The 21,693-nt window shown below is 41.2% G+C and carries 15 protein-coding genes and 1 pseudogene; 14 read left to right on the forward strand and 2 right to left on the reverse strand.

Translation table 11 applies throughout. From position 1 onward, the window contains the following. Positions 1-165 precede the first annotated feature (165 nt). A complete protein-coding gene (gene hpf, locus ACO1D1_RS09400) occupies positions 166-714 on the forward strand; it encodes a ribosome hibernation-promoting factor, HPF/YfiA family (protein WP_423335718.1) in 549 nt (182 codons plus the stop codon). A 113-nt stretch (positions 715-827) separates the two neighbouring features. Here the strand turns inward: hpf and secA are convergent. Further along, a pseudogene (secA, locus tag ACO1D1_RS09405) lies at positions 828-3,342 on the reverse strand (preprotein translocase subunit SecA). A gap of 530 nt (positions 3,343-3,872) precedes the next feature. Here secA and ACO1D1_RS09410 point away from each other — a divergent pair. From ACO1D1_RS09410 to ACO1D1_RS09435, 6 genes are all read left to right on the forward strand, one after another. Next, positions 3,873-5,264: a cytochrome c3 family protein gene (locus ACO1D1_RS09410; RefSeq protein ID WP_423335719.1), complete on the forward strand. Its 1,392-nt coding sequence runs from the start codon at positions 3,873-3,875 to the stop codon at positions 5,262-5,264. Between the two features lie 26 nt (positions 5,265-5,290). Further along, entirely contained in the window at positions 5,291-6,448 is a 1,158-nt protein-coding gene (locus tag ACO1D1_RS09415; RefSeq protein ID WP_423335720.1) for a NapC/NirT family cytochrome c, read from the forward strand. A 132-nt stretch (positions 6,449-6,580) separates the two neighbouring features. Continuing rightward, positions 6,581-7,288 (forward strand): tetratricopeptide repeat protein, encoded by a 708-nt coding sequence (locus tag ACO1D1_RS09420; RefSeq protein WP_423335721.1) that lies wholly within the window; start codon positions 6,581-6,583, stop codon positions 7,286-7,288. Between the two features lie 16 nt (positions 7,289-7,304). After that, positions 7,305-8,279 (forward strand): 6-bladed beta-propeller, encoded by a 975-nt coding sequence (locus tag ACO1D1_RS09425; RefSeq protein WP_423335722.1) that lies wholly within the window; start codon positions 7,305-7,307, stop codon positions 8,277-8,279. A gap of 117 nt (positions 8,280-8,396) precedes the next feature. Continuing rightward, positions 8,397-9,692, forward strand: coding sequence for a cytochrome c3 family protein (locus ACO1D1_RS09430; RefSeq protein ID WP_423335723.1), 1,296 nt, complete (start codon positions 8,397-8,399; stop codon positions 9,690-9,692). A gap of 223 nt (positions 9,693-9,915) precedes the next feature. After that, positions 9,916-11,781: a hypothetical protein gene (locus tag ACO1D1_RS09435; RefSeq protein WP_423335724.1), complete on the forward strand. Its 1,866-nt coding sequence runs from the start codon at positions 9,916-9,918 to the stop codon at positions 11,779-11,781. Positions 11,782-11,897: 116 nt separating this feature from the next. Here ACO1D1_RS09435 and ACO1D1_RS09440 read toward each other — a convergent pair whose 3' ends face one another. Further along, entirely contained in the window at positions 11,898-13,832 is a 1,935-nt protein-coding gene (locus ACO1D1_RS09440) for an SEC-C metal-binding domain-containing protein (protein ID WP_423335725.1), read from the reverse strand. A gap of 284 nt (positions 13,833-14,116) precedes the next feature. On the opposite strand from ACO1D1_RS09440, the gene prfB reads away from it, so the two are divergent. The 7 genes from prfB to ACO1D1_RS09475 all read left to right on the forward strand — a co-directional run bounded on the left by prfB (position 14,117) and on the right by ACO1D1_RS09475 (position 21,660). Beyond that, positions 14,117-15,218 (forward strand): peptide chain release factor 2 gene (gene prfB / locus ACO1D1_RS09445; protein ID WP_423335726.1). Its coding sequence is split into 2 segments (ribosomal slippage): positions 14,117-14,188 and positions 14,190-15,218, totalling 1,101 coding nucleotides; the frame shifts between segments, so codons are not numbered across the junction. A 197-nt stretch (positions 15,219-15,415) separates the two neighbouring features. Continuing rightward, complete coding sequence (locus ACO1D1_RS09450; protein ID WP_423335727.1) at positions 15,416-16,282, forward strand: YitT family protein; 867 nt, start codon at positions 15,416-15,418, stop codon at positions 16,280-16,282. A 52-nt stretch (positions 16,283-16,334) separates the two neighbouring features. Next, positions 16,335-16,676: a cytochrome c551 gene (gene cccB / locus ACO1D1_RS09455; protein ID WP_423335728.1), complete on the forward strand. Its 342-nt coding sequence runs from the start codon at positions 16,335-16,337 to the stop codon at positions 16,674-16,676. 315 nt (positions 16,677-16,991) lie between these two features. After that, on the forward strand, positions 16,992-17,678 hold the full coding sequence (ftsE, locus tag ACO1D1_RS09460) for a cell division ATP-binding protein FtsE (RefSeq protein WP_149871620.1): 687 nt from the start codon (positions 16,992-16,994) through the stop codon (positions 17,676-17,678). Further along, positions 17,668-18,561 (forward strand): permease-like cell division protein FtsX, encoded by an 894-nt coding sequence (ftsX, locus tag ACO1D1_RS09465; RefSeq protein WP_423335729.1) that lies wholly within the window; start codon positions 17,668-17,670, stop codon positions 18,559-18,561. The genes ftsE and ftsX overlap by 11 nt, the downstream gene beginning before the upstream one ends. Positions 18,562-18,690: 129 nt before the next feature. Next, positions 18,691-20,004 carry a murein hydrolase activator EnvC family protein gene (locus tag ACO1D1_RS09470; protein WP_423335730.1) on the forward strand — a complete coding sequence of 438 codons (1,314 nt, stop codon included), beginning with the start codon at positions 18,691-18,693 and terminating at the stop codon, positions 20,002-20,004. A 201-nt stretch (positions 20,005-20,205) separates the two neighbouring features. Beyond that, on the forward strand, positions 20,206-21,660 hold the full coding sequence (locus ACO1D1_RS09475; RefSeq protein WP_423335731.1) for a S41 family peptidase: 1,455 nt from the start codon (positions 20,206-20,208) through the stop codon (positions 21,658-21,660). Positions 21,661-21,693 lie beyond the last annotated feature (33 nt).

The raw sequence follows: 21,693 nt of genomic DNA on the forward strand, positions 1-21,693 counted from the left end.
TAGCGAAGAATATCTATTGAAGTCAAAGGTGGTGTCAAACATTGTTACTATTTGCCTGATGGATTTGTCAATAAATCGACAAAATTTTTGTACTGATTTAGCAGGATAATCATAGGGTAAAATAGAAATGTATACACAAGCCTTAACTAAAGGAGGAGTCCACATATGAAATATAACGTTCGTGGTGAAAACATTGAGGTTACTCCAGCAATTAGAGAGTATGTAGAGAGAAAAATTGCTAAATTGGAGCGTTATTTTACTGAAGCACCCGATGCAAAGGTAAATGTGAATCTTAGATTCAATCAAGATAAAACTTCAAAGGTAGAGGTAACCATCCCGATGCCGCAGTTAGTTTTACGTGCTGAAGAAACAAATGTTGACATGTATGCAGGAATTGATTTAATTACGGATAAGCTGGAGCGCCAAATTCGCAAACACAAAACAAAGGTGAACCGTAAATTCCGTGAAAAGGGCGAATTTCCGATTACATTTGCTACTACTGAAAGCCCGGAAGTACACGAAGTAGATGAGGATGATCTTGAATTAGTCCGGACAAAGCGTTTCGACCTGAAACCAATGGACAGTGAAGAAGCAATCCTGCAAATGAACATGCTTGGTCATAGCTTCTATGTATTCACTAATTCAGATACTAACCGTACAAATGTTGTTTACAAGCGTAAAGACGGCCGCTACGGCTTAATTGAAACACACTAATATGAACGAGAACGCGGCTCCGATAACAGGAGCGGCGTTTTTTAATAGTTAATGATGGGTGTATACGCAAAAAAGGGCTGGCGATTCAACTCGTCAGCCCTCTTACTATTTCGTTATTTCGCCGCACCGCAGCAGTTCTTATATTTCTTGCCGCTGCCACAGATACATGGGTCGTTGCGGCCGACATCAATTTGCTTCACCTTTGGTTTCTTCTTAACGGGCTCGCCGTCTTTCCTTCGGATTTACCGCTTGGCCTTTTGCGACTTCCTCACGTTCGAGATTGTTGCGAATCTCAGCTTTCATGATGTACATAGCTGTTTCATCCTCGATGGATTGAATCATCGTCTCAAACATGGCGAAGCCTTCATGCTGGTATTCACGAAGAGGGTCGATTTGTCCGTAGGCACGTAGATGGATACCTTGGCGCAGCTGATCCATGGCGTCAATATGATCAATCCATTTGGAGTCAACCGCTCTTAATGTAACCACCTTTTCAAATTCGCGCATTTGTTCAGGATAAAGAATTTGTTCCTTTTCCTCATATCGCTCTTTCACTTTCGTATAAATGGCATCGACGATTTCGTCTGGATCTTTGCCCTTAAGGTCATTAATGGTAATGTCGCCCTCATGAAGAAGGGTTCCCTGAACATATTCCACAATCGCTTGGAGATTCCATTCTTCTTCATCCTCATGTCGGGAAGCATGTGCCTCGACATTGCGATGAAGCGAATTTACAATCATCTTTTGAACAATGTCGCGAAGGTTTTCAGATTCCAGCACTTCATCACGCTGAGAGTAAATAATCTCACGCTGTTGACGGAGAACATCGTCATACTGCAACAGTTGTTTACGGGCATCAAAGTTATTGCCCTCCACACGTTTTTGTGCTGATTCAACTGCACGGGATACCATCTTACTTTGAATCGGCTGAGTATCATCCATTCCAAGCTTTTCCATCATTGATTTCATATTATCAGAGCCGAAACGGCGCATTAATTCATCTTCCATTGATAAATAAAACTGGGTAACACCAGGGTCCCCTTGACGACCGGAACGTCCGCGGAGCTGGTTATCAATCCGTCTGCTTTCGTGGCGCTCGGTGCCAATAACCGCTAATCCGCCTAGTTCAATAACCCCTTCACCAAGTTTAATGTCTGTACCACGGCCAGCCATGTTGGTTGCAATGGTAACGGCCCCCTTGTGACCTGCTTCCGCAATGATTTCTGCTTCACGTTCATGGTTTTTCGCATTCAAGACATTATGATGGATTCGTTTTTTGAATAAATAGGTTGAGATCAGCTCAGACGTTTCAATTGCAACCGTACCAACGAGGACCGGCTGTCCCTTTTGATTACGTTCGGCAATATCCTCTACAACCGCGCGGAACTTGCCGTCCATCGATGAGTAAATTAAATCCGGGCGGTCGTCACGGGCAATTGGTTTGTTAGTTGGAATAACGATAACATTCATATTATAGATGTTGCGGAATTCCTCTTCTTCTGTTTTCGCTGTACCTGTCATACCGGCTAATTTTTCATACATTCGGAAGTAGTTTTGGAACGTAATCGTTGCCATTGTCATACTTTCGTTTTGGACTTCTAGACCTTCTTTTGCCTCAATGGCCTGGTGCAAGCCCTCGCTATAGCGGCGGCCCTTCATCAAACGGCCGGTAAACTGGTCGACGATCACAATTTCGCCCTCTTGCACAACATAATCAACATCTAGATGCATACTGACATTTGCCTTTAACGCCTGGTTAATATGATGGTTCAGCGTTACGTGCGACATATCAAAAAGATTTTCAATTCCGAAGGCCTTTTCGGCTTTACTGATTCCTTCTTCCGTCAGCATAACGCCTTTCGTTTTTTCATCATACGTGTAATCAGTATCCTTTACGAGCATACGGACAAAGGCGTTTGCTTGAATATACAGAACAGCTGATTTTTGTGCTGAGCCGGAAATAATCAACGGGGTACGCGCTTCGTCAATTAAAATCGAGTCAACTTCATCAATGACAGCAAAAAAGAGAGGACGCTGTACCTTTTGCTCTTTATACAAAACCATGTTATCCCGGAGATAATCGAAGCCGAATTCGTTGTTTGTACCATAGGTGATATCGCAGGCATAGGATGCTTGCTTTTCATCCTTATCCATGCTGTTCAAATTCAAGCCAACTGTAAGTCCTAAAAATTGATACAGCTCCCCCATTTCAGTAGCGTCACGGCTTGCCAAATATTCGTTGACGGTAACAACATGAACACCTTTTCCAGACAGGGCGTTTAAATAAACCGGCATCGTTGCGGTTAACGTTTTACCTTCCCCAGTCTTCATTTCCGAAATGTTCCCTTCGTGGAGAGAAATACCCCCCATCAGCTGAACATGGTACGGATATAAACCTAGCACACGGCGGGCGCCTTCGCGGACTACCGCAAATGCTTCCACTAGTAAATCGTCAAGAGTTTCACCCTTTTGATAGCGAGCCTTAAACTCCTCCGTTTTTTCCCGAAGCTGCTCGTCTGTTAACTTTTCTGTTTCCGCAGCAAGGGCATCAATTTTCGTTGCAAGCTTGTCTAACCTCTTCAGCTCGCGTTTGTTCAGATCAAATACTTTATTTAAAATCCCCATCATCTGATGAACGCTCCTTCTTATCGAGACTAAAATAACAATTTTTCAAAAAAATCCATGCCAAACAATTCGATAATTTTCTTATTTATCTTACCATTTCCTTCAAACAGTGACAACAATGTTAGCAGGGAGCAAAAAATGGTTTCCCGTATTTTATAGGAGCCAGATTATAAACAGCGAATAAATTTCTGCCGGATGTTCATTTTTTGGTCAATTATAACAGTTTGACCGCGAATCCATATCAATGGAAGTTTGTACTGCTAAAAATGAATATTGAATGAATGATTACTTCGATTTGTGTATAAAAATTCAATCATATGTTTATTAACACTATATAAACAGTGTTAATAGAACTCTTTAATAACAACGTTTGTATGTTGTTTTTAGGGTAAAATAGGACTTTTGTCTTTATGAAAAAATATTCACAAATTGTACATTGGAATATACTCTTACAATGTTAGATACTACCTTTAGAGAGGTAAATATGGAAAAAAAATAGAGAGAATGAATCCAAAATGGGAAGGGTGAGTTAATTGGCCATTTGGGGAAAAAAGAAAGATAAAGATAAAGATCCCGAAACAAGAGAAGATAGAAAAAAAGCTGGCCTAATTCGCAGACTTTGGCAAAAATTCAGAGGGATAGACTGGAAAAATCCAGTTAACAGGTGGAAGTTGCTTTTCGCTTCTCTTGTTGGCTGTATCGTTGTTTTCGGAGGCGGATACGGTGTGCTTTCCTTAACTAATTCGCCGTCATTTTGTGCCAGCTGTCATGAAATGGCACCGGAGTACTCAACGTATACGGCTAGCGCCCACAACAATATTACATGTGTCCAGTGTCATATCAAGCCTGGGTTCGTCAATATGGTAACCCACAAAATGAAATCGATGAAAGAGGTCTACTATCATGTGACAGGTGTGCCTAAACAAATTGTTCAAACCGAGGACGAAGCGATTTCAAATGAAAACTGTTTGCAATGTCACTCCAAGAATCGTCTTGTTACCGCATCCGGAGATCTGAAGGTAAACCATAAAGGACATATTGAAGAAGGTGTACCGTGTATCAGCTGTCATGCTGGAGTTGTTCACGCGAAAATTGTTGCCCGTGGTATTAATACCGAAGAAGTCCGCGGTCATTACACAGAGGAAACAGCACAAAAGCTCATGGAAAAGAAATATATGGCACCAAACATGGGTACATGTATTGATTGTCACGATAAGGTAAACAACGGTGAAAAACCATGGGAAGAAGTCTCCTACCTAGTTCCGCCAAATCCAGAACACGTTGATAAAAAGCTGGAGGAACAAGAGCAAGCGAAAACAACTGCTGGTGAAGCAACAGAAGAATCAGTTGAAAAATCAGAAGCGGCTGCGGAAGCTCATGGTGAAAAAACGCAAAAAATTATCTTGCAGGCAATAGGAAAACAAAAGAAAGACGTTAAGATATCCATGGAATGTAAGACATGCCACAAGAAAGTGGATATTCCTAAAAGCCACCAAACAGCCGACTGGAATCAAAATCATGGGGACACCGCTGTTGCGAAGCTAGATACATGTATGGACTGCCACCAGGATTCTAAGTGGATTAAAGAAATACCTAAAGAAGATCTAATCACACTTTTAAAAATGAAAGATGCTAAACAAGCAACTGGCAAATACACACCTAATATGACTCTTGCAAAAGAAGAATCGCGCATCAATAAATTCTGCAGTGCCTGTCACTCTGAACGGCCTGATGGACACGGAGACAGCAACCAATGGCTGACAAGTCACGCTGACAAAGCAAAAACAAATGAAATGAAGGCAGAATGCTTTGTCTGTCATGATCGTGATAAACCAAAAGCTGACGCTGCAAATGAGAAAGCACCAACAGACGTTTATTGCCAATACTGCCATAGAACAGGATTTAAAGATGATGTTAAAAATTAAGAAATTCTAAACTGGAGGGACGCTTTATGGATGAAGAACACAAACAGCTATCGGCCCCTCCCCGTTATCGCTATATGTTAATTAAGGTTGCAACTATAACATTGCTGCTTCTAGCCATCTTTTTCTTCATTGGCTTCTTCGGGCTAGAAGCAGCCTCAGGCTCAAAATATTGTTCATCCTGTCATGAAATGAAGCCTGAGTATTTTACGTGGAAAGCCTCTACACACAGCGAAGTGGATTGTGTTAACTGTCATAAAGACCCAGGGGTTAAACAGATAGCGAAGGTTCAAGCAGACGAAGTCATAAAGAAGATCAAAAAAGAAAAAACCACTGCAGCAGCCATTATTCGAATGACAAAGGAAATTCCCGACAGCACTTGCGAAGAGTGCCATAATATGTCAAATCGTATTGTTTCTGCATCTGGGGATATCATTATTCCCCATGATCAGCATTCAGATAAAAAGATTAATTGTACCCAATGTCACAACAGTGTGGCCCATGGAAAAATTGCTGATCGGAACATGACGTTTAACACAGATTATTCCAAGTGGGATGCTTCGGTTGGAAAAGCGGCAATGGCAGATTTGAAATTTACCCGGCCAACTATGGATACCTGCATGGATTGCCATATTGCTCGAAAAATTACAACCGAATGCAGTGCGTGCCATACGACTGGAATGTTTCCAAAGAGTCATAAAAAGGCTGATTTCAAGACCAAAACCCACGGTGCGGCCGCAAAGACAGATTTAAACGATTGCAATTCCTGTCATAAATATATGTCAACAGCAGCACTGGAAGGATATGAAAAGGCATCAACAATTGACAAGTATTTAAACCAGCAAAGCACGGATAAGTCAGACAAGAACGAACACACCTATGCAAAAGAAAATTCATTTTGTCAGGCGTGCCATAAAACCCGGCCCGAAAGTCATACGAAGGCATTTATCGGTAGCCATGGAGCAGAAGCCAGTAAAAATGAACAAAAATGCTATACCTGTCACGACCCTAACAGATCAAATACTACCAGTGATAATTCGGTAAACTGTTCAACCTGTCATGAAATGAAGCATCTAAGTAAATGGCGTGAAGGACACCCGGTTCCTGTTGATAACGTTAAAAGACCTGAAGCGATGTGTTATACCTGCCATGTGGAAAAAAGATGCACAAGTTGTCATATAAAATAAAAAACAACCTTAACTACACGAGGGATCAGGTATTCGGGAACAAAATACACTAGATTTAAAACTGTGCAGGGTTTGTCAAAGAACACTTAAGGCGCGGTCCTATAGAAAAATGGAAAGGCGAGGTGGATACTTATGGAGGCCCAACAACTCCCAATTATAGAAAAACATGAGCCCACAAAAGAAACCAGGGATACCAAAAGGAAACAAACTTTCACTAAATGGCAGGGAATATCCCTAATCATTGGATCATTATTCATCAGTCTAATTGCCGGATATCTTATTTGTGACAAATTTATCTGGACGAATAAAGATCAAAGCAGGGTTGACCAACAGGTTGCATTTTATGAGAACTTGGTAAATAAGGAGCCGAATAAACCGGAACATCGTGTAAACCTGGGATATTCATACCATTTAAAAGGTCAAAATGATGAGGCTGTTAAGCAATTGTTATTGGCTGTTGATTTAGATAAAGAAAATGTTGGAGCTTATTTTAATCTTGGACTTGTCTATAACGATCAAAAACGATATGACGATGCCCTTAAGCAGGCAAAAAAGGCTGTAGATTTAGCGCCAAAGGATTATAAAGGCCATTTATTAGAAGGAATGGTCTACCGAAAACTAAAAATGTATACAGAGGCATTTGCATCACTGGAAGAGGCGAACAAGCTAATGCCAGCTAATACAGATATTATTTTTGAAATTGGTAAGGTAGCGGAGGCCCAAGGCAAAACGAAGGATGCTGAGGAGCTTTATAAAAAGGCCCTGGCCTATGATCCTCTTTATAAACCTGCGTCAGATGCATTAACTAAACTGGCTGGTAAGAGTAAGGACAGCGAGTAAAAGGAGATGACTGGAATTGAAAAAGAAAACTGTATATATATGGATGAGTATGATGGTTGTACTTTCTGCAGCCCTATTCACAGGCATCACCTTTTTAGATTTAGGACCAACCTTGAAGCCAATTGTGGCTGCGGCAAACCCAGTAGGCGGTGAACCGGAATTTAAACAGTCGATTTATGGCAGCTTTGAGTCACCGCTTAATAAGCCAATGGATGTTGCCAAGATTGGAGAGTTCATTTACATTTCAGACACGGGAAATAAACAAGTACAGGTATTTGATCAATCCGGAACACAGATTTCTAGTTTTGGTAAAGAGGGCTCAAAAGAAGGAGAATTTGAGTTTCCTTATGGCATCACTGGTGATAAACAAGGCAATATTTATGTAGCAGATTTGTATAACGGTACTATTTCAATTTTTGATTCAAAAGGGAAATTTATTAAATATTTCCAAGAACAAACAGATCAAGAGAAGGTGATTAAAGCTCCAGGTGGATTACGGATTTATAATGAAAAGCTATATGTCACCGATATAAAAGCGAATAAGTTGTTTGTCTTCAATTTAGAAGGCAAAAAATTATTAGAAATTGGTGAGGCTGGAAGCGACAATGCCCAATTTATCGCTCCAAATGCTGTTGCAGTTGATAAAGGGCAGAATATTTATGTTACCGACTCCGGGAATAATAGAGTGCAAGTTTTTGATAAAAAAGGTGAGTTTTTAAAAATCATTAATGGCTCAGAAGATGGGAAGGGAGCACCGACGTTCCTCAATCCACGCGGAATTGCCGTCGATTCAGCAGGCACTGTTTATGTAGTAAATAATCTATCACATAATATTTATGCTTTTGATAAGGAAGGAAATCAAGTACAGGAATTAGGTGGAATGGGTACAGATAACGGTAAACTATATCTCCCTAATGGCATGTATATGGATGAAAGAGGGACGATATTTGTTACGGATACGATTAATAAAAGAATCTCTGTCTTTTATTAATTATTCTTTCCTTAAGGGAGGTGATGCGGAAAAATAGGAGGCTTCGTTTTATCGTGCTAGAAACAAAAAACAGATTTTAAAAAAGAGAGAGAAAGAAATTTTGGGAGGTTTTTAGAAATGAGTAAGATGAAGGTTGGCTTATCAACCATTTTGATGCTGGCTATTTTCAGTCTTTTTAGTATCGTTGCTTTTGCTGCGGCACCTGCCAAGCCTGAAGTAACTTCAAAATTGATTGCACCTACCACTGTTGAATTATCTTGGAAGGCTGTTCCGGGTGCTACATCCTACAATGTATATTGGAACAGAGCAACAACACCTGTAAGTGTTACCGACACAAAATACAAAGTAGAGAATCTTGATAATTCAAAGTACTATGTCTATGCGGTAACAGCAGTAAATGCTGAAGGTGAATCAGCACAAGCTACTGGCGACCAAGCCTTTATGCACAGTGCAACTGTTAAGAGTGACGGTACTGTAGGAACTCATAGAATTCACGGTGATTTCCAAAATAATACAAACGCATGTGCTAACTGTCATAGCACACATAATGGTAATAGTGCTGATTTATTGAAATATACAAGTGCTGAATACGATATGTGTTTATCTTGCCATGATGGTACATTAGGATTTTACAATGTTTTAGGTCAAGGAGCCGGTGGGGGTACGTTCAACGATACTCACCAAAGCTCTTCCATGCATAATGTGAAATCCGGAGTGAAAATTGGTGAAGCTCCTGGAGGAAATACGATTAAAGGAACCGCAGAAGCAAAAGCAGAATTAGAGTGTTCCAGCTGTCACAACCCACACGGTTCTGTTAATGACAGATTATTAAAGGAATCTGTAGCGGGTGGACAAAACTATGCAGGAGTTGCTAAAGGCATTAAAGGAGTTACCCTTGATCTAGTTGAAGACCCTGCCTATGCAGAACTAAACGCAAGCACAAATGCAGGTATTAAAGTAACAATCTCAAAAGGACCTAAGGCAAATACCGATATTCAGAACTATTCTAAATTCTGTTCAGCATGTCACGATGATTATTTGAAATCTAGTGGTTCACAAAGAGTGGACGGTCATTACACACATACAACTAACAGCGCTTCAGCAGGCAGAAACTGTGCAAGCTGTCACTTTGCTCATGGTACAGATATTACATTGATGAAAGATACACAAGGTAAAACAATTGCCGATTATATGAAAAACGATGGCTGGAGTCAAGATAAAGCCGAAGCATATATGAAAGATGTCAATAAGAGCTCTGCTCTCAAGAAATATACAAACATGTCCGTATGTTGGGCTTGTCATATTTCTTCCCATAAACTTGACACACAACAGCCGGATTCTAAATACACCTATCCTGGTACAGATAGAGAAGGAAATCCAGTTAATATGTTCCCTGGAAGACCTGCTAAGTAAAAAAAGCTAACCAATAGCGCCACTATTAGTTAGCCAATCAGTATTAATTCAGGTCAACAAGGTAGTAATAGTATTTATTACTGCCTTGTTTTATTATTGCCTCCTGCTGTCCAATTGTCAAAAAGTTTTAACTTAACAAAGAAAATTAATGTTTATTCAGTTGATATAATGTAAAGAAAGCCCCTTTTGCATGTTTAAATGTAAAGAGAAAAGGATGAATATCATGAAAAGGATGAACTCCAAACGAAAATTAATTTCATACGTTGTGATATGGAGTGTTTTTATCGGTTCGCTCCTTTCATATTCTCCTAAAACACACGTACTTTCAGCATCAGGTGTTCCAGAAATAAAGATTTTAACGCCTGATTCAGAGGCAGTGTTCGATGTTTCAACGGTTGAATTTACAGGAATCATTTCCGATGATCTTACAACTCCTGACAAACTGTCAGTCAAGATTTTCGAACAGCTGGGCAATGTACAGCAGCCGATTGATATTACAGGTGAGGGAAAGCTGTCGCTATCGTCCCAGGAACAATATGCTAATTTCTCATTTTCAAAAGATTTCAGTGAAGGGGCTCATACCCTAACCTTTGTTGTCACCGATAGCGATGGAACCAGCAATAAGGTTGATTACACCTTTTCAGTTAAGAATACTGGAACTGAACAGAAACTTGATACTTCAACGGATGATATAGATGAGGCCGCAAATCCAGAAAAGCCTGCTGCTGAAGAAATCTCTCCAAATCAACCATCCACTGAAGCTGCTGCGATGAGTCAACCAGCTGATGATGAAACAGGTAAAAGACCCTATATGGCGAAAATGTATCTGATTCCAAAGGGTGCTGAGGACCAATATACGCCAGGAAATGCTGTACCAAGCAGCTTCCTTCCAGCTGAAGATATGACTCGGGTTCCATTGGATTATAAAATATTAATCGATGTAAGAAGTATTGAGCCATTTTCAAACACTCAACCTTTGATAACGTTTTTTGGAGATATAACAGGAACGGAAAAATTAGTGAAGGAAACTAAGTTAACGGATGATATTAACGCTTATGTTTATTCCTTTACTCTTGATAAGAGACTTGATCCCGGCGTAAGCTACTATGTTTATTTAAATCCAAAGTTCTCAAATGATTTAGGGTATGAAATTATTCCTAGATTCCTAAAATTTACTACTGTCAGTGGAAATTATGAACGCTATCAATTTCCCGCCGACAAAGGGAATGATTTTCGGGATAATGACTATATTCATGGTCCGTTTTCAAATGTAACAAATGCTTGTGCCTTTTGCCATAGCACCCATACAGGCACTACTCCAACACTTGATGGCGGTAATTATGGTGCTGAAGCAGGAAATTTATGTATGGCCTGTCATGATGGAACGAATGGTTCACCAAAGATTGAGAGCAAAAACAATCAACATGTGAAAGATTCCAGTGTTTCATGTACAAGCTGCCATAATCCGCATACTCCAGGATCGAAAGAAAATCCAAACAGTATGCATCGTAACCCGGCATCTTCTTCAAGTGAGAATCCGTTTTACAACTATAAAAAAGCAAGTACAGCTACAGGAGATGCCAACGACTTTTCATTATGTTTAAGCTGCCATAATGGTAAGGTAGACGCCAAAACAGGTAAACAGATTTCGAATATTGAACAATATTATAAAAATGAAATATTCACTAGACAGTCGGGTCATAAAATAGCAGCGACTGTTGATAGCGGCAGTTCGCTAAACGGACAGCTTCCTTGTGCGGAATGCCATGAAACACACGGTTCAAATAATATTAAGATGTTAAGACATGAGCTTGGCAATGCCCGGGGAGATGATACTGCTTTCAGTAAAACTAGTGGTGATTGGGATGCCTCTTCTGAACGTCAGTTCTGTCTGTCATGTCACAATAGCAAAACTGTGCTGTACGGTAAAACAGCCAAAGCAATCTATGATACATCCACTGGAGCGGCTATTGATCCAACAAATCCTGGTCATATGATGGATAGCGGAAGAAGATGTTCGGAATGCCATAGCGATAATAATTCCTTTGTCGAGGCGGCACACGCACCTAAAAAGGTATCTAATCCATAAAAAAACGAGCGGGACTTCTTCTCCGCTCGTTTTTTGTTTAGAAATGACAGAATTTCGACTTTGAGAATTGTCCAGCTTCAGGCCAAACGCCGCTGACCAGGGCGCTTTCGCTAATCTTATTTCCCTTTCAGCCACTCCTGCAGTCCATTAATCTTTCGCCATAAATGCAGGTGCATATCCGCGTAAACGATTGCTTCGTTTTCGTCACCATAGTGATAAAAGTCTGGCGGGTAGGCAGGGAGCCGTTTTTTGCCGGTCAAGTAGGCAATCACGTGCTTGTTCACTGTTTTTGCTGCTTTTAGAAGCATTTGGGCTTCCTTTGAGAATCCATTTTCGGATAGTTCAAGCAGCAGCTTGTTATATACGTGCTGGGCAGAAGCCTCCTCATACTGTTGAAGGAGTTGTCCGGCTTTTTTGTATTCTTCTAAATCTACGTAAGCAACAAACAAAGAGTAACGAACCCCTTGGTTATCCATTGGATTTAACTCGAGAAGTTCTTCATATTGCCGGGCAGCTTCCATTATTTTTCCTAAAAGAGAGAGTGCTTCCGCATAGTGGATTTTTGCCCGCATAAACGGTCTTGTTTCTATTAATCCCCAGAAGGAGCCAGTATTTTCTTGAAAGAAGTCTTTGCCCAATTCCCGTTTCCCGGCTTGAATTCCTTTTTCATAAAGTAAAATTGCATCTTCGAGACTGTTTGTTTTTTCAGCCAGAATGACATACGCATCGACACAGTTGGGATTCAGCTTTAATGCTTCTTCCGCAAATTTATAACGCTGTTTCCCTTCAGACTGAAAGGCGTCGTAAATTAAGTTCCTTGCTCGTTCTTCATCTCGTCTTGAAATCTTCCGCACCTTTTTCTTAGGAGTTTGATCCATACTGGCCATTGTCTGAACTATGGGACCAGTTCCTTCATGTTTTTCTTCTATTAGGGATCCCCGGTTATCAGGAAATGGGATAACAGGTGCTTTTTCGGCATGCAACTGATCGGAAATCTGCTCTATTCCATTCAAAAGTCCAATTAAATCGGAAATTTCCTCCTCTAACTCTGATTCAAGCTCGGATACAATCGAGGAAATACTGCTGGCGGAAACACCGTATTGTTTTGCCAGTTCCTTTTGTGTAACAGCTGCTTCCATCGGCGCAAGCGTTGACATCAGATAATGAAGTGCTGCTACATAAAGATTTGGATTTTTAATCCGTTTTGGCCTTTTGTGGCTAAAGTCTAACCAGAGAATAACGACTGCGTCCACGACTGGCGGTGGGAATAGCAATTCCATTTTCTCCTTAAAGAGGTCCGCCACTTCTTTGTATATAGGAGCAGGCCAGGCCAAATCATTGATTTCAAGCAGTCCCCCTATCATGGGAAGCTCACTTAAGACCTCCATGAAAAAATCAGTCAAAAATTCTTGAGGGGAGTCATAATCGGCGTCAAGACTGCTGTCTTCGATATAAGAAAAGCCATGTTCAGGTTTAAGGCCCGGTAAAACAAATGGCGATGGGAAAAAAACATGGCTTTGCTCGTAGGGCAACAAGATTCCAATAAAGAAAGAGCCCTTCTCAATGGTAATGGGCATATTGGTAATAACAGCCTCCAGAGGTTCTAATGTGAAGCCGTCTTCAACCGTCAACTTGTTATTCTCAACTTCCAGCACCCTTCCGGCAATCGTTTTGGCATATGCCCATGTTTGTAAAATTTGCCTTAGTTTAGGACGTTTGATCTTTGCTGCTTCAACCGCGATAAATTTTTGGATAATGGTTTTCCCATCATCTAACCCTTCAAAAAGAGAAAACCAAATGGAGTGAATCAGTTCATAAAATTCCAATTCCTGTTCATTTTCGATGTCAATCATCGTTTGCAGAATTTCAAAATCTTCATGTATTTCATGCCCATAGTGGTAATAAGCAAAATGAAGGAGCTGCTTTTGCAATTCATCGATTTCGTTTTCAATAATTTGGGTGATGGATACAGCCTCACTTGCTCCACAGCACTTTTTATATTTCTTCCCACTACCGCACGGACAAGAATCATTCCGATTTATATTCTCCATCTCACTCACTCCTCTAAAGGTAATCTCTATAAGCCAGGTTTTGTAAAAAAATTATGTATAACTTAAACTCTTTTCTTCCTTAATAGTACCATTTTTGACAGAGTGAAATATATAAATACTAAGGAGATTTGTGGGATTTTGGGGAAGCCAGTATGTAATTACTAATTGCTTTCCCTTATTTTTAACCCAAACTTTGAATTTTTCTCTGTTAACACGCTATAATGGAAAAGGAACTTTAACCGAAACGAAACGAATGTCATTTATTTTTTATAGAGGTGAAGGAAATGGAATTAGCAGAAATTCGGAATGAGCTTGAAAAAACAGCTAAGACATTAGCGGACTTTAGGGGGTCTCTTTGACCTTGAGAATAAGGAAGCCAGAATCGCAGAACTAGATGATACGATGCTTCAGCCTGATTTTTGGGATGACCAGGAAAAGGCACAAATTATCATCAGTGAAGCAAATGGCTTAAAGGACCAGGTGAATGAGTTCATGGAATTAAATGACTCTTATGACAACCTGGAACTAACCTATGAGCTTGTGAAGGAAGAAAATGATGAGGAATTACGGGCAGAGCTTGAGGATGAGCTTCAGCAGCTGACAGTCCGCTTGAATCAATTTGAACTGCAGCTCCTCTTGAGTGAGGAGTATGATAAAAACAATGCCATTCTCGAGTTGCATCCGGGTGCAGGCGGTACCGAATCACAGGACTGGGGCTCAATGCTCCTTCGGATGTATACCCGCTGGGCCGAGAAAAAAGGCTTTAAGGTAGAGACACTTGATTATCTCCCTGGAGATGAAGCGGGGATTAAGAGTGTGACGCTTGCAATTAAAGGACATAATGCTTACGGATATTTGAAGGCTGAAAAGGGTGTCCACCGGCTCGTACGGATTTCTCCGTTTGATTCCTCCGGCCGCCGCCATACCTCATTTGTATCCTGTGAAGTCATGCCGGAATTTAATGAAGAAATTCAGGTAGATATCCGGACAGAGGATTTAAAAATTGATACGTATCGTGCCACTGGGGCAGGTGGACAGCATATCAATACCACGGATTCAGCTGTCCGGATTACGCATCTTCCAACTGGTGTTGTCGTGACCTGTCAGTCGGAGCGTTCCCAAATTAAAAACCGGGAAGCGGCCATGAAAATGCTGAAAGCGAAACTATATCAGCGGGAGATTGAGCGGCAGGAGCAGGAGTTATTGGAAATCCGCGGTGAGCAAAAGGAAATCGGCTGGGGCTCACAAATCCGTTCCTATGTTTTCCATCCCTATTCAATGGTTAAGGATCACAGGACCAGCACCGAAAGTGGAAATGTTCAAGCAGTAATGGATGGAGATTTAGACCAGTTTATCAACGCGTATCTTCGTTCAAGAATATCGTAAGATTATCAAAGCCTTTGTCGAAAAAATTCGGCAGGGGCTTTTATTATTGTCTTTCATGAAAACCTAATCCTAAGCAGATACTATAAAATATTTTAGCCCTTTATTGCGTCACTTTACTGTCATTTACACTACATTTATCACATGCTATACTCACTTTCGGTTATACCATAGAAGGAATGATAGAGGAGAAAATCTGTATGAATATTTTAAGCAATTTGACTCAAACCTATCCAAAAACGAGGATTGCCATTGATTATATTTTTGTTTTAATTGGTGCAGCTATTATTGCCTTAGCGTTTAACGTGTTTTTACTGCCAAACCAGGTAGCCTCAGGCGGGGTAAGCGGGATTAGTACGATACTCAAAACAGTGATTGACTGGGAACCGGCTTTTGTCCAATGGGCATTTAATATTCCGCTTTTTATTGCAGGTGTCATTTTATTGGGAAAGCAATTTGGTTTGAAAACTCTTGTAGGAACAATTTTTTTGCCATTTGTTGTTTTTTTGACAAAAGATTTGGAGCCATGGACACATGATGCCTTGCTAGGTGCTTTGTTCGGGGGAATTGGTGTAGGATTAGGACTCGGGATTGTGTTTCGCGGCAAGGCATCCACCGGAGGTACGGACCTTGCGGCTCAAATCATCAATAAGTATACAGGTTTTACGCTTGGGAGATGTGTCGTGATAATCGACGGATTAATTGTCCTCACTGCCGCCATTGTGTTTGATATTGAAAAGGGGCTGTACGCGTTAATTGCCCTTTATGTGACAAGCAAAACGATTGACCTTATCCAGGTTGGTTTTGGCAGATCAAAGATGGCGATGATCATTACTAGTAAACAAGATGAAGTTCGTGAAGGAATTTTGAATAAAATTGACCGTGGTGTGACAAAACTATCAGCATATGGTGGTTTTACAGACCATGAAAAGCCGGTTCTCATGTGTGTGGTTGACCAAACGGAGTTCACAAAATTGAAACAATTGGTCAAAACCCTTGATCCAACAGCGTTTGTCGTTGTTATGGATGCGGCAGAAGTGTTGGGCGAGGGTTTCAAACGCGCGTAGGATTGGTATAATAGTACTCTGATGGTATTATTTTCTGAAGGGGGTAGTGGCGATGAAGAAGAAGCTACTAGCATTGTTAATGGGAACGTCCCTAGTAATGGGACTTGCTGCTTGCGGAGGCGGCAATGATGACACAAAGGAAAAGGACAACGGAGGCGGCACTGAAACCGCTTCAGCAGGGGACGCACAAAAGATTTTTGATCAAAAATGTTCCGGCTGCCATGGCGGTGATTTAACCGGTGGTGTGGGCCCAAATTTAACCAAGGTGGGCGCAACACTATCTAAGGATGACATTTTAAATGTTCTGAAAAACGGTAAAGGCCAGATGCCAGCAAACGTTGTTACCGGCGATGACGCTGAAAAAGTCGCTGATTGGCTAGCTGCTAAAAAATAAAAGGGGAGAAAACGTTCTGCTTCTTACTGGCAGTGCGTTTTTTTTTATGGAATAAATATGAGGATCAGGAAAAAGATTCAGCTATTGTTGTCGAGATGTTTCGATATGTGGCTAATCTTGTCAGATTTTGTATTGTTTGAAAAGAAACTGTAATATTTTTACCGCTTTTATTAGCGATTGTTGATGTTATAATAAAGCTATGCGAAATTATGCACATATTGTTTGTGATTCTGGATAGTTTTGCAAATAAATGTCGATTATTGTCGAATGGTTATGATACTATTCTAAATAACTCTAAAACTATAGGTGATAGTAATGATAGAATTGCAAGAGGTCTATAAAAAGTATCCTAATGGCGTAACAGCTATTAATGGAATAGACGTCCGGATTAACCAGGGCGAATTTGTTTATGTCGTGGGTCCCAGCGGTGCGGGTAAATCCACTTTTATTAAGATGATGTACCGGGAAGAAGTACCCTCCTCGGGTACGATTACGATGAATGGCGTGAATCTCGCCAAACTAAAAATGAAAAAGGTTCCCTTATTCAGAAGGAATCTTGGCGTGGTGTTCCAAGACTTTAAACTGCTGCCGTCACTAACTGTCTATGAAAATGTAGCATTTGCCCTTGAGGTCATTGAAGCACAGCCGAAGTTTATCCGCAAACGGGTAATGGAAGTTCTCGATCTTGTTGGATTAAAGCATAAAATCAAAATGCTTCCTACTGAACTATCAGGCGGTGAGCAGCAGCGTGTTTCCATTGCACGCTCAATCGTCAACTCGCCAAAAGTAGTGATTGCCGATGAACCGACGGGTAACCTTGATCCTGAAACATCATGGGAAATCATGAATATTTTTGAAGAAATTAATGCCAGAGGCACAACGATTGTTATGGCAACTCATAACAGAGAGATTGTAAATACATTAAAGCATCGCGTCATTGCCATTGAAGGCGGAAAGATTGTGCGCGATGAACAAAGAGGTGATTACGGTTATGAAAATTAGAACGATTGGCCGTCACGCCCGTGAAAGTTTAAAAAGCATCAGCAGAAATGGGTGGATGACCTTTGCATCTGTTAGTGCTGTTACCGTAACCCTGATATTAGTCGGCGTCTTTTTCGTTATTATGATGAATCTTAATCGAGTGGCAGAGACCATTGAGGAGGACGTGCAAATCCGCGTTCACATCGACGTTGCTGCGAATAAAGAAGATCAGCAAGCATTAAAAAGTGAGATAGAGAAAATATCTGAAGTTAAAGGTGTAACATTTTCTCCTAAACAGAAAGAACTTGATAATTTAGTCGAGAGTTTGGGTGAGGACGGAAAGGCTTTTAAACTTTTTGAACAAGATAATCCACTTAACGATGTATTTATCGTAAAAACGAAAAAACCGGCAGACACCATGAAAGTGGCAGATAAGGTTGAGAAACTTAATTATGTTTCGAAAGTAAAATACGGGCAGGGCAAGGTTGAAAAATTATTTAAGTTTATTCAAGCGAGCAGAAACGTAGGAGTCGTTCTCATTATTGGCTTGTTCTTCACGGCGATTTTCTTAATTTCGAATACGATTAAAATTACCATTTTTGCAAGACGGCGAGAAATTAAGATTATGAGATTAGTAGGAGCGACCAATGGCTTTATTCGCTGGCCATTCTTTTTGGAAGGTCTATGGCTTGGAATTTTAGGATCGATTTTACCAATTATCCTGATTTCGATTGCCTATTATCGTGCCTACGATTATATTGGTCCGAGGCTTGAAGGCACCTTTATCAAAGTGCTGCCATTCGAACCATTTGTCTATCAGCTTTCAGGTATTTTGATTTTAATGGGAGCCTTAATCGGGGTTTGGGGCAGTATGATGTCCGTTAGGAAGTTCTTAAAGGTTTAACTTTTATCGGGGAGGACCACACTCGTGTCCTTCCTCGATTTTGTGTGTAATAGAAAAAGATATTCTTAGATTTATACAGTTAAAGAACGGTTTACCTGTACATAGAGAGTGGGAGGGGAATCACCGAATATGAAGAAGTCAGTGGTCACGCTTGCCGTTGTGGCAGCGGTCGGATTTGGAACAGTTTTTGGCGGAACATCTGTTAAAACAGAGGCTGCATCCATTTCAAGTTTAAAAGGTGAACAAAATAAAATTCAGGAGAAGCGTTCCGATTTAAAATCAGGTATTAATCAAGCGAATGATAAAATAAGCGATCTCCAAAATCAGCAGGCTAATGTGAAGAGCGAGATGAAACGGATCGATTATGCAATTGGTGATGCAACAGCAAAAATCAATGAAAAAACAGCTGAAATCGAAAAGACAAAAGCTGAGATTGTGAAGCTTCAAGAAGAAACGCAGGTCATCAAAGAGCGGATTGAAAAGCGAAATGTACTGTTGAAGGAACGTGCACGAAGCTATCAGGAAACAGGGGGGATGGTCAATTACCTGGATGTATTAATGGGATCCACCAGCTTTAGTGACTTCGTTGACCGTGCGAATGCAGTTGCAACGATTATGCAGGCAGATCAGGATATACTGAAACAGCATGAGGCTGACAAAAAGGAGCTTGCTTCAAAACAAGCACAAGTTGAAAAAGACCTTGAAAGCCTGGAAAACATGAAGGCTGAATTAGAAAAACTGAACCAGCAATTGAATGCACAAAAAGCTGAGAAAGATAAATTATTGGCAAACTTGGTTGAGCAAGAAAATGAAGAACATGAACATGCCATGGAATTGAAGGAAGAGGAACAACTCCTTGCTGCGCAAGAGGCTGCGATTCAACAGGCAATTAAGATGGAGCAGGAGGCTCAAGCCAGAGCGGCGGCGGCAGCTAAAGCAGCTGCGGAGGCTGCAGCTAAGGCAGCGGCAAATAATACGTCTTCAGCTTCAGTAAGCGGTGGCGGCGGTGGAGCCAGTTCCGGATCAACACCGGGTGTATCAAGCGGCTATTGGACCCAGCCTGCGGTCGGACGATTGAGCTCAGGTTTTGGAGGCCGCGGCGGGGGAAATCATTGGGGCGTTGACATAGCAAATCGTACGCAGGTGCCGATTGTTGCTGCTGCTGATGGTGTCGTCATTAAATCCTATTATTCTAGCAGTTATGGAAACTGTATTTTTGTTTCTCACTCGATAAATGGACAAGTTTATACAACTGTCTATGCCCATATGTCCTCACGTATAGCCGCCAGTGGTGCAGTAGTGAAAAAAGGCCAGCAAATTGGTGTGATGGGTAATACTGGTGCCTCAGAGGGGCAGCATTTACACTTTGAACTTCATAAAGGTCCATGGACACCGGATAAACGTTATGCGATCAATCCTGTGGGCATTGTACCACTGCCATAATAAAGAGGAGAAGCCTAAGCGCTTTTCCTTTTTTTTACCCTTTTAGACAAGCAGTCAAACCCGGCAGGTGGAAGTTTCACTTTTTGTTCATCCCCCATTCATAACTCGTCCACTTCTCACATATAAGTTTATAAACGGGCAGGAATTCGGTGCCTTTTTATAAAATGAATATGACAGGTATTTAACTTGAGGAGGATTCTGATGAATCGTAAATGGATTGCCCTGTTGATGACGGGTTCACTACTAACGGGGGCGGGGGGCACCTATGCTGGAATGAAAGTCTTTGATCGAACGGAAGCAGCCCCTAAACCTGAAGTAAAGGCACCCCCTAAAGAACAAGCAATAAATTCAGAAGGTCATACGGAGGATCTTGAGAAAGTAGAGCAGGCCTATGATCTTATACTAAGCAGCTATGTGGAAAAGGTAGACCAGGAAAAGCTGGTTGAAGGCGCGATTCAAGGAATGCTTTCTGTTTTAAAAGATCCATATTCCGTTTATATGGACAAGGAAACGGCCCAGCAATTCACGCAAACTTTGGAATCGTCCTTTGAAGGCATCGGTGCCGAGGTCGGGATGGTCGATGGAAAAATTGTCATTGTCTCTCCATTTAAAAATTCCCCCGCAGAAAAAGCAGGAATCAAGCCGAATGACCAAATATTGAAGGTAGACGGAAAAAGTGTCGAGGGCTTAGACCTCAGTAAAGCAACCCTGCAGATTCGCGGAAAAAAAGGCACTACGGTCAATTTAGAAATTGCTAGGAAGGGTCTAAAGGAACCGCTGTCCATTGATGTGAAGCGTGATGAGATTCCGCTTGAGACCGTTCATGCCTCGATTAAAAAGCAAGACGGTAAAAAGATTGGTTATATTGAGATTACCTCTTTTTCTGAAGATACAGCAGCTGATTTTAAAAAGGAATTAAAAGCGCAGGAAAACGATGATATTAAAGGGTTAGTTATTGATGTGCGCGGCAACCCTGGGGGACTTCTAGACAGCGTTGGGGAAATATTAAAAGAATTTGTGCCAAAGGATAAACCATATGTACAAACTCAAGAACGCAGTGGTGAAAAACGGCGATTCTTCTCCACTATTTCTAAGAAAAAGGAATATCCCGTAGTAGTCCTTGTCAACAAGGGCAGTGCTTCCGCATCGGAAATATTGGCAGGTTCGTTGCAGGAGGCGGCAGGCTACCCGCTTGTTGGTGAAACAACGTTTGGCAAAGGAACTGTCCAGCAGGCAGTCCCAATGGGTGATGGCAGCAATATTAAGCTGACATTGGCGAAATGGCTGACCCCCGATGGAAATTGGATTCATAAAAAGGGGATCAAACCGGATGTAGCGATCAAACAGCCGGCCATCTTTACCACGCATCCAATCCAGGTAAAGAAACCGCTTGTTGCAGACATGAACAACGAACAGGTGAAGAATGCTCAAGAAATTTTAGATGCCTTAGGTTTTGCACCGGGGCGGACAGATGGATACTTTAGTGAAGAGACCAAAACTGCGGTGAAAGGCTTCCAAGAAGAAAACAAACTGGAACCTACAGGGAAAATTGATGAGAAAACCGCAGCCAAGCTCGAGGAATCAGTGGTAAAAGAAATGAAGAAAGAAAAAAATGATTTACAGCTGAAAATGGCATTGAAGTTGATTACGAAATGATTATCTAGCAGAGGCCGCGGTCTCTGTTTTTAT

This window comes from Neobacillus sp. 19 (assembly GCF_049463095.1).
In the GTDB taxonomy this organism is placed as follows: domain Bacteria; phylum Bacillota; class Bacilli; order Bacillales; family Cytobacillaceae; genus Neobacillus.

Excerpts from the sequence above, each read along its gene's own strand:
- hpf (WP_423335718.1), top strand. The coding sequence starts at position 166 with ATGAAATATAACGTTCGTGGTGAAAACATTGAGGTTACTCCAGCAATT.
- ACO1D1_RS09415 (WP_423335720.1), top strand. The coding sequence starts at position 5,291 with ATGGATGAAGAACACAAACAGCTATCGGCCCCTCCCCGTTATCGCTAT.
- ACO1D1_RS09420 (WP_423335721.1), top strand. The coding sequence starts at position 6,581 with ATGGAGGCCCAACAACTCCCAATTATAGAAAAACATGAGCCCACAAAA.
- ACO1D1_RS09430 (WP_423335723.1), top strand. The coding sequence starts at position 8,397 with ATGAGTAAGATGAAGGTTGGCTTATCAACCATTTTGATGCTGGCTATT.
- ACO1D1_RS09435 (WP_423335724.1), top strand. The coding sequence starts at position 9,916 with ATGAAAAGGATGAACTCCAAACGAAAATTAATTTCATACGTTGTGATA.
- ACO1D1_RS09440 (WP_423335725.1), bottom strand. The coding sequence starts at position 13,832 with ATGGAGAATATAAATCGGAATGATTCTTGTCCGTGCGGTAGTGGGAAG.
- ACO1D1_RS09450 (WP_423335727.1), top strand. The coding sequence starts at position 15,416 with ATGAATATTTTAAGCAATTTGACTCAAACCTATCCAAAAACGAGGATT.
- cccB (WP_423335728.1), top strand. The coding sequence starts at position 16,335 with ATGAAGAAGAAGCTACTAGCATTGTTAATGGGAACGTCCCTAGTAATG.
- ftsE (WP_149871620.1), top strand. The coding sequence starts at position 16,992 with ATGATAGAATTGCAAGAGGTCTATAAAAAGTATCCTAATGGCGTAACA.
- ftsX (WP_423335729.1), top strand. The coding sequence starts at position 17,668 with ATGAAAATTAGAACGATTGGCCGTCACGCCCGTGAAAGTTTAAAAAGC.
- ACO1D1_RS09470 (WP_423335730.1), top strand. The coding sequence starts at position 18,691 with ATGAAGAAGTCAGTGGTCACGCTTGCCGTTGTGGCAGCGGTCGGATTT.
- ACO1D1_RS09475 (WP_423335731.1), top strand. The coding sequence starts at position 20,206 with ATGAATCGTAAATGGATTGCCCTGTTGATGACGGGTTCACTACTAACG.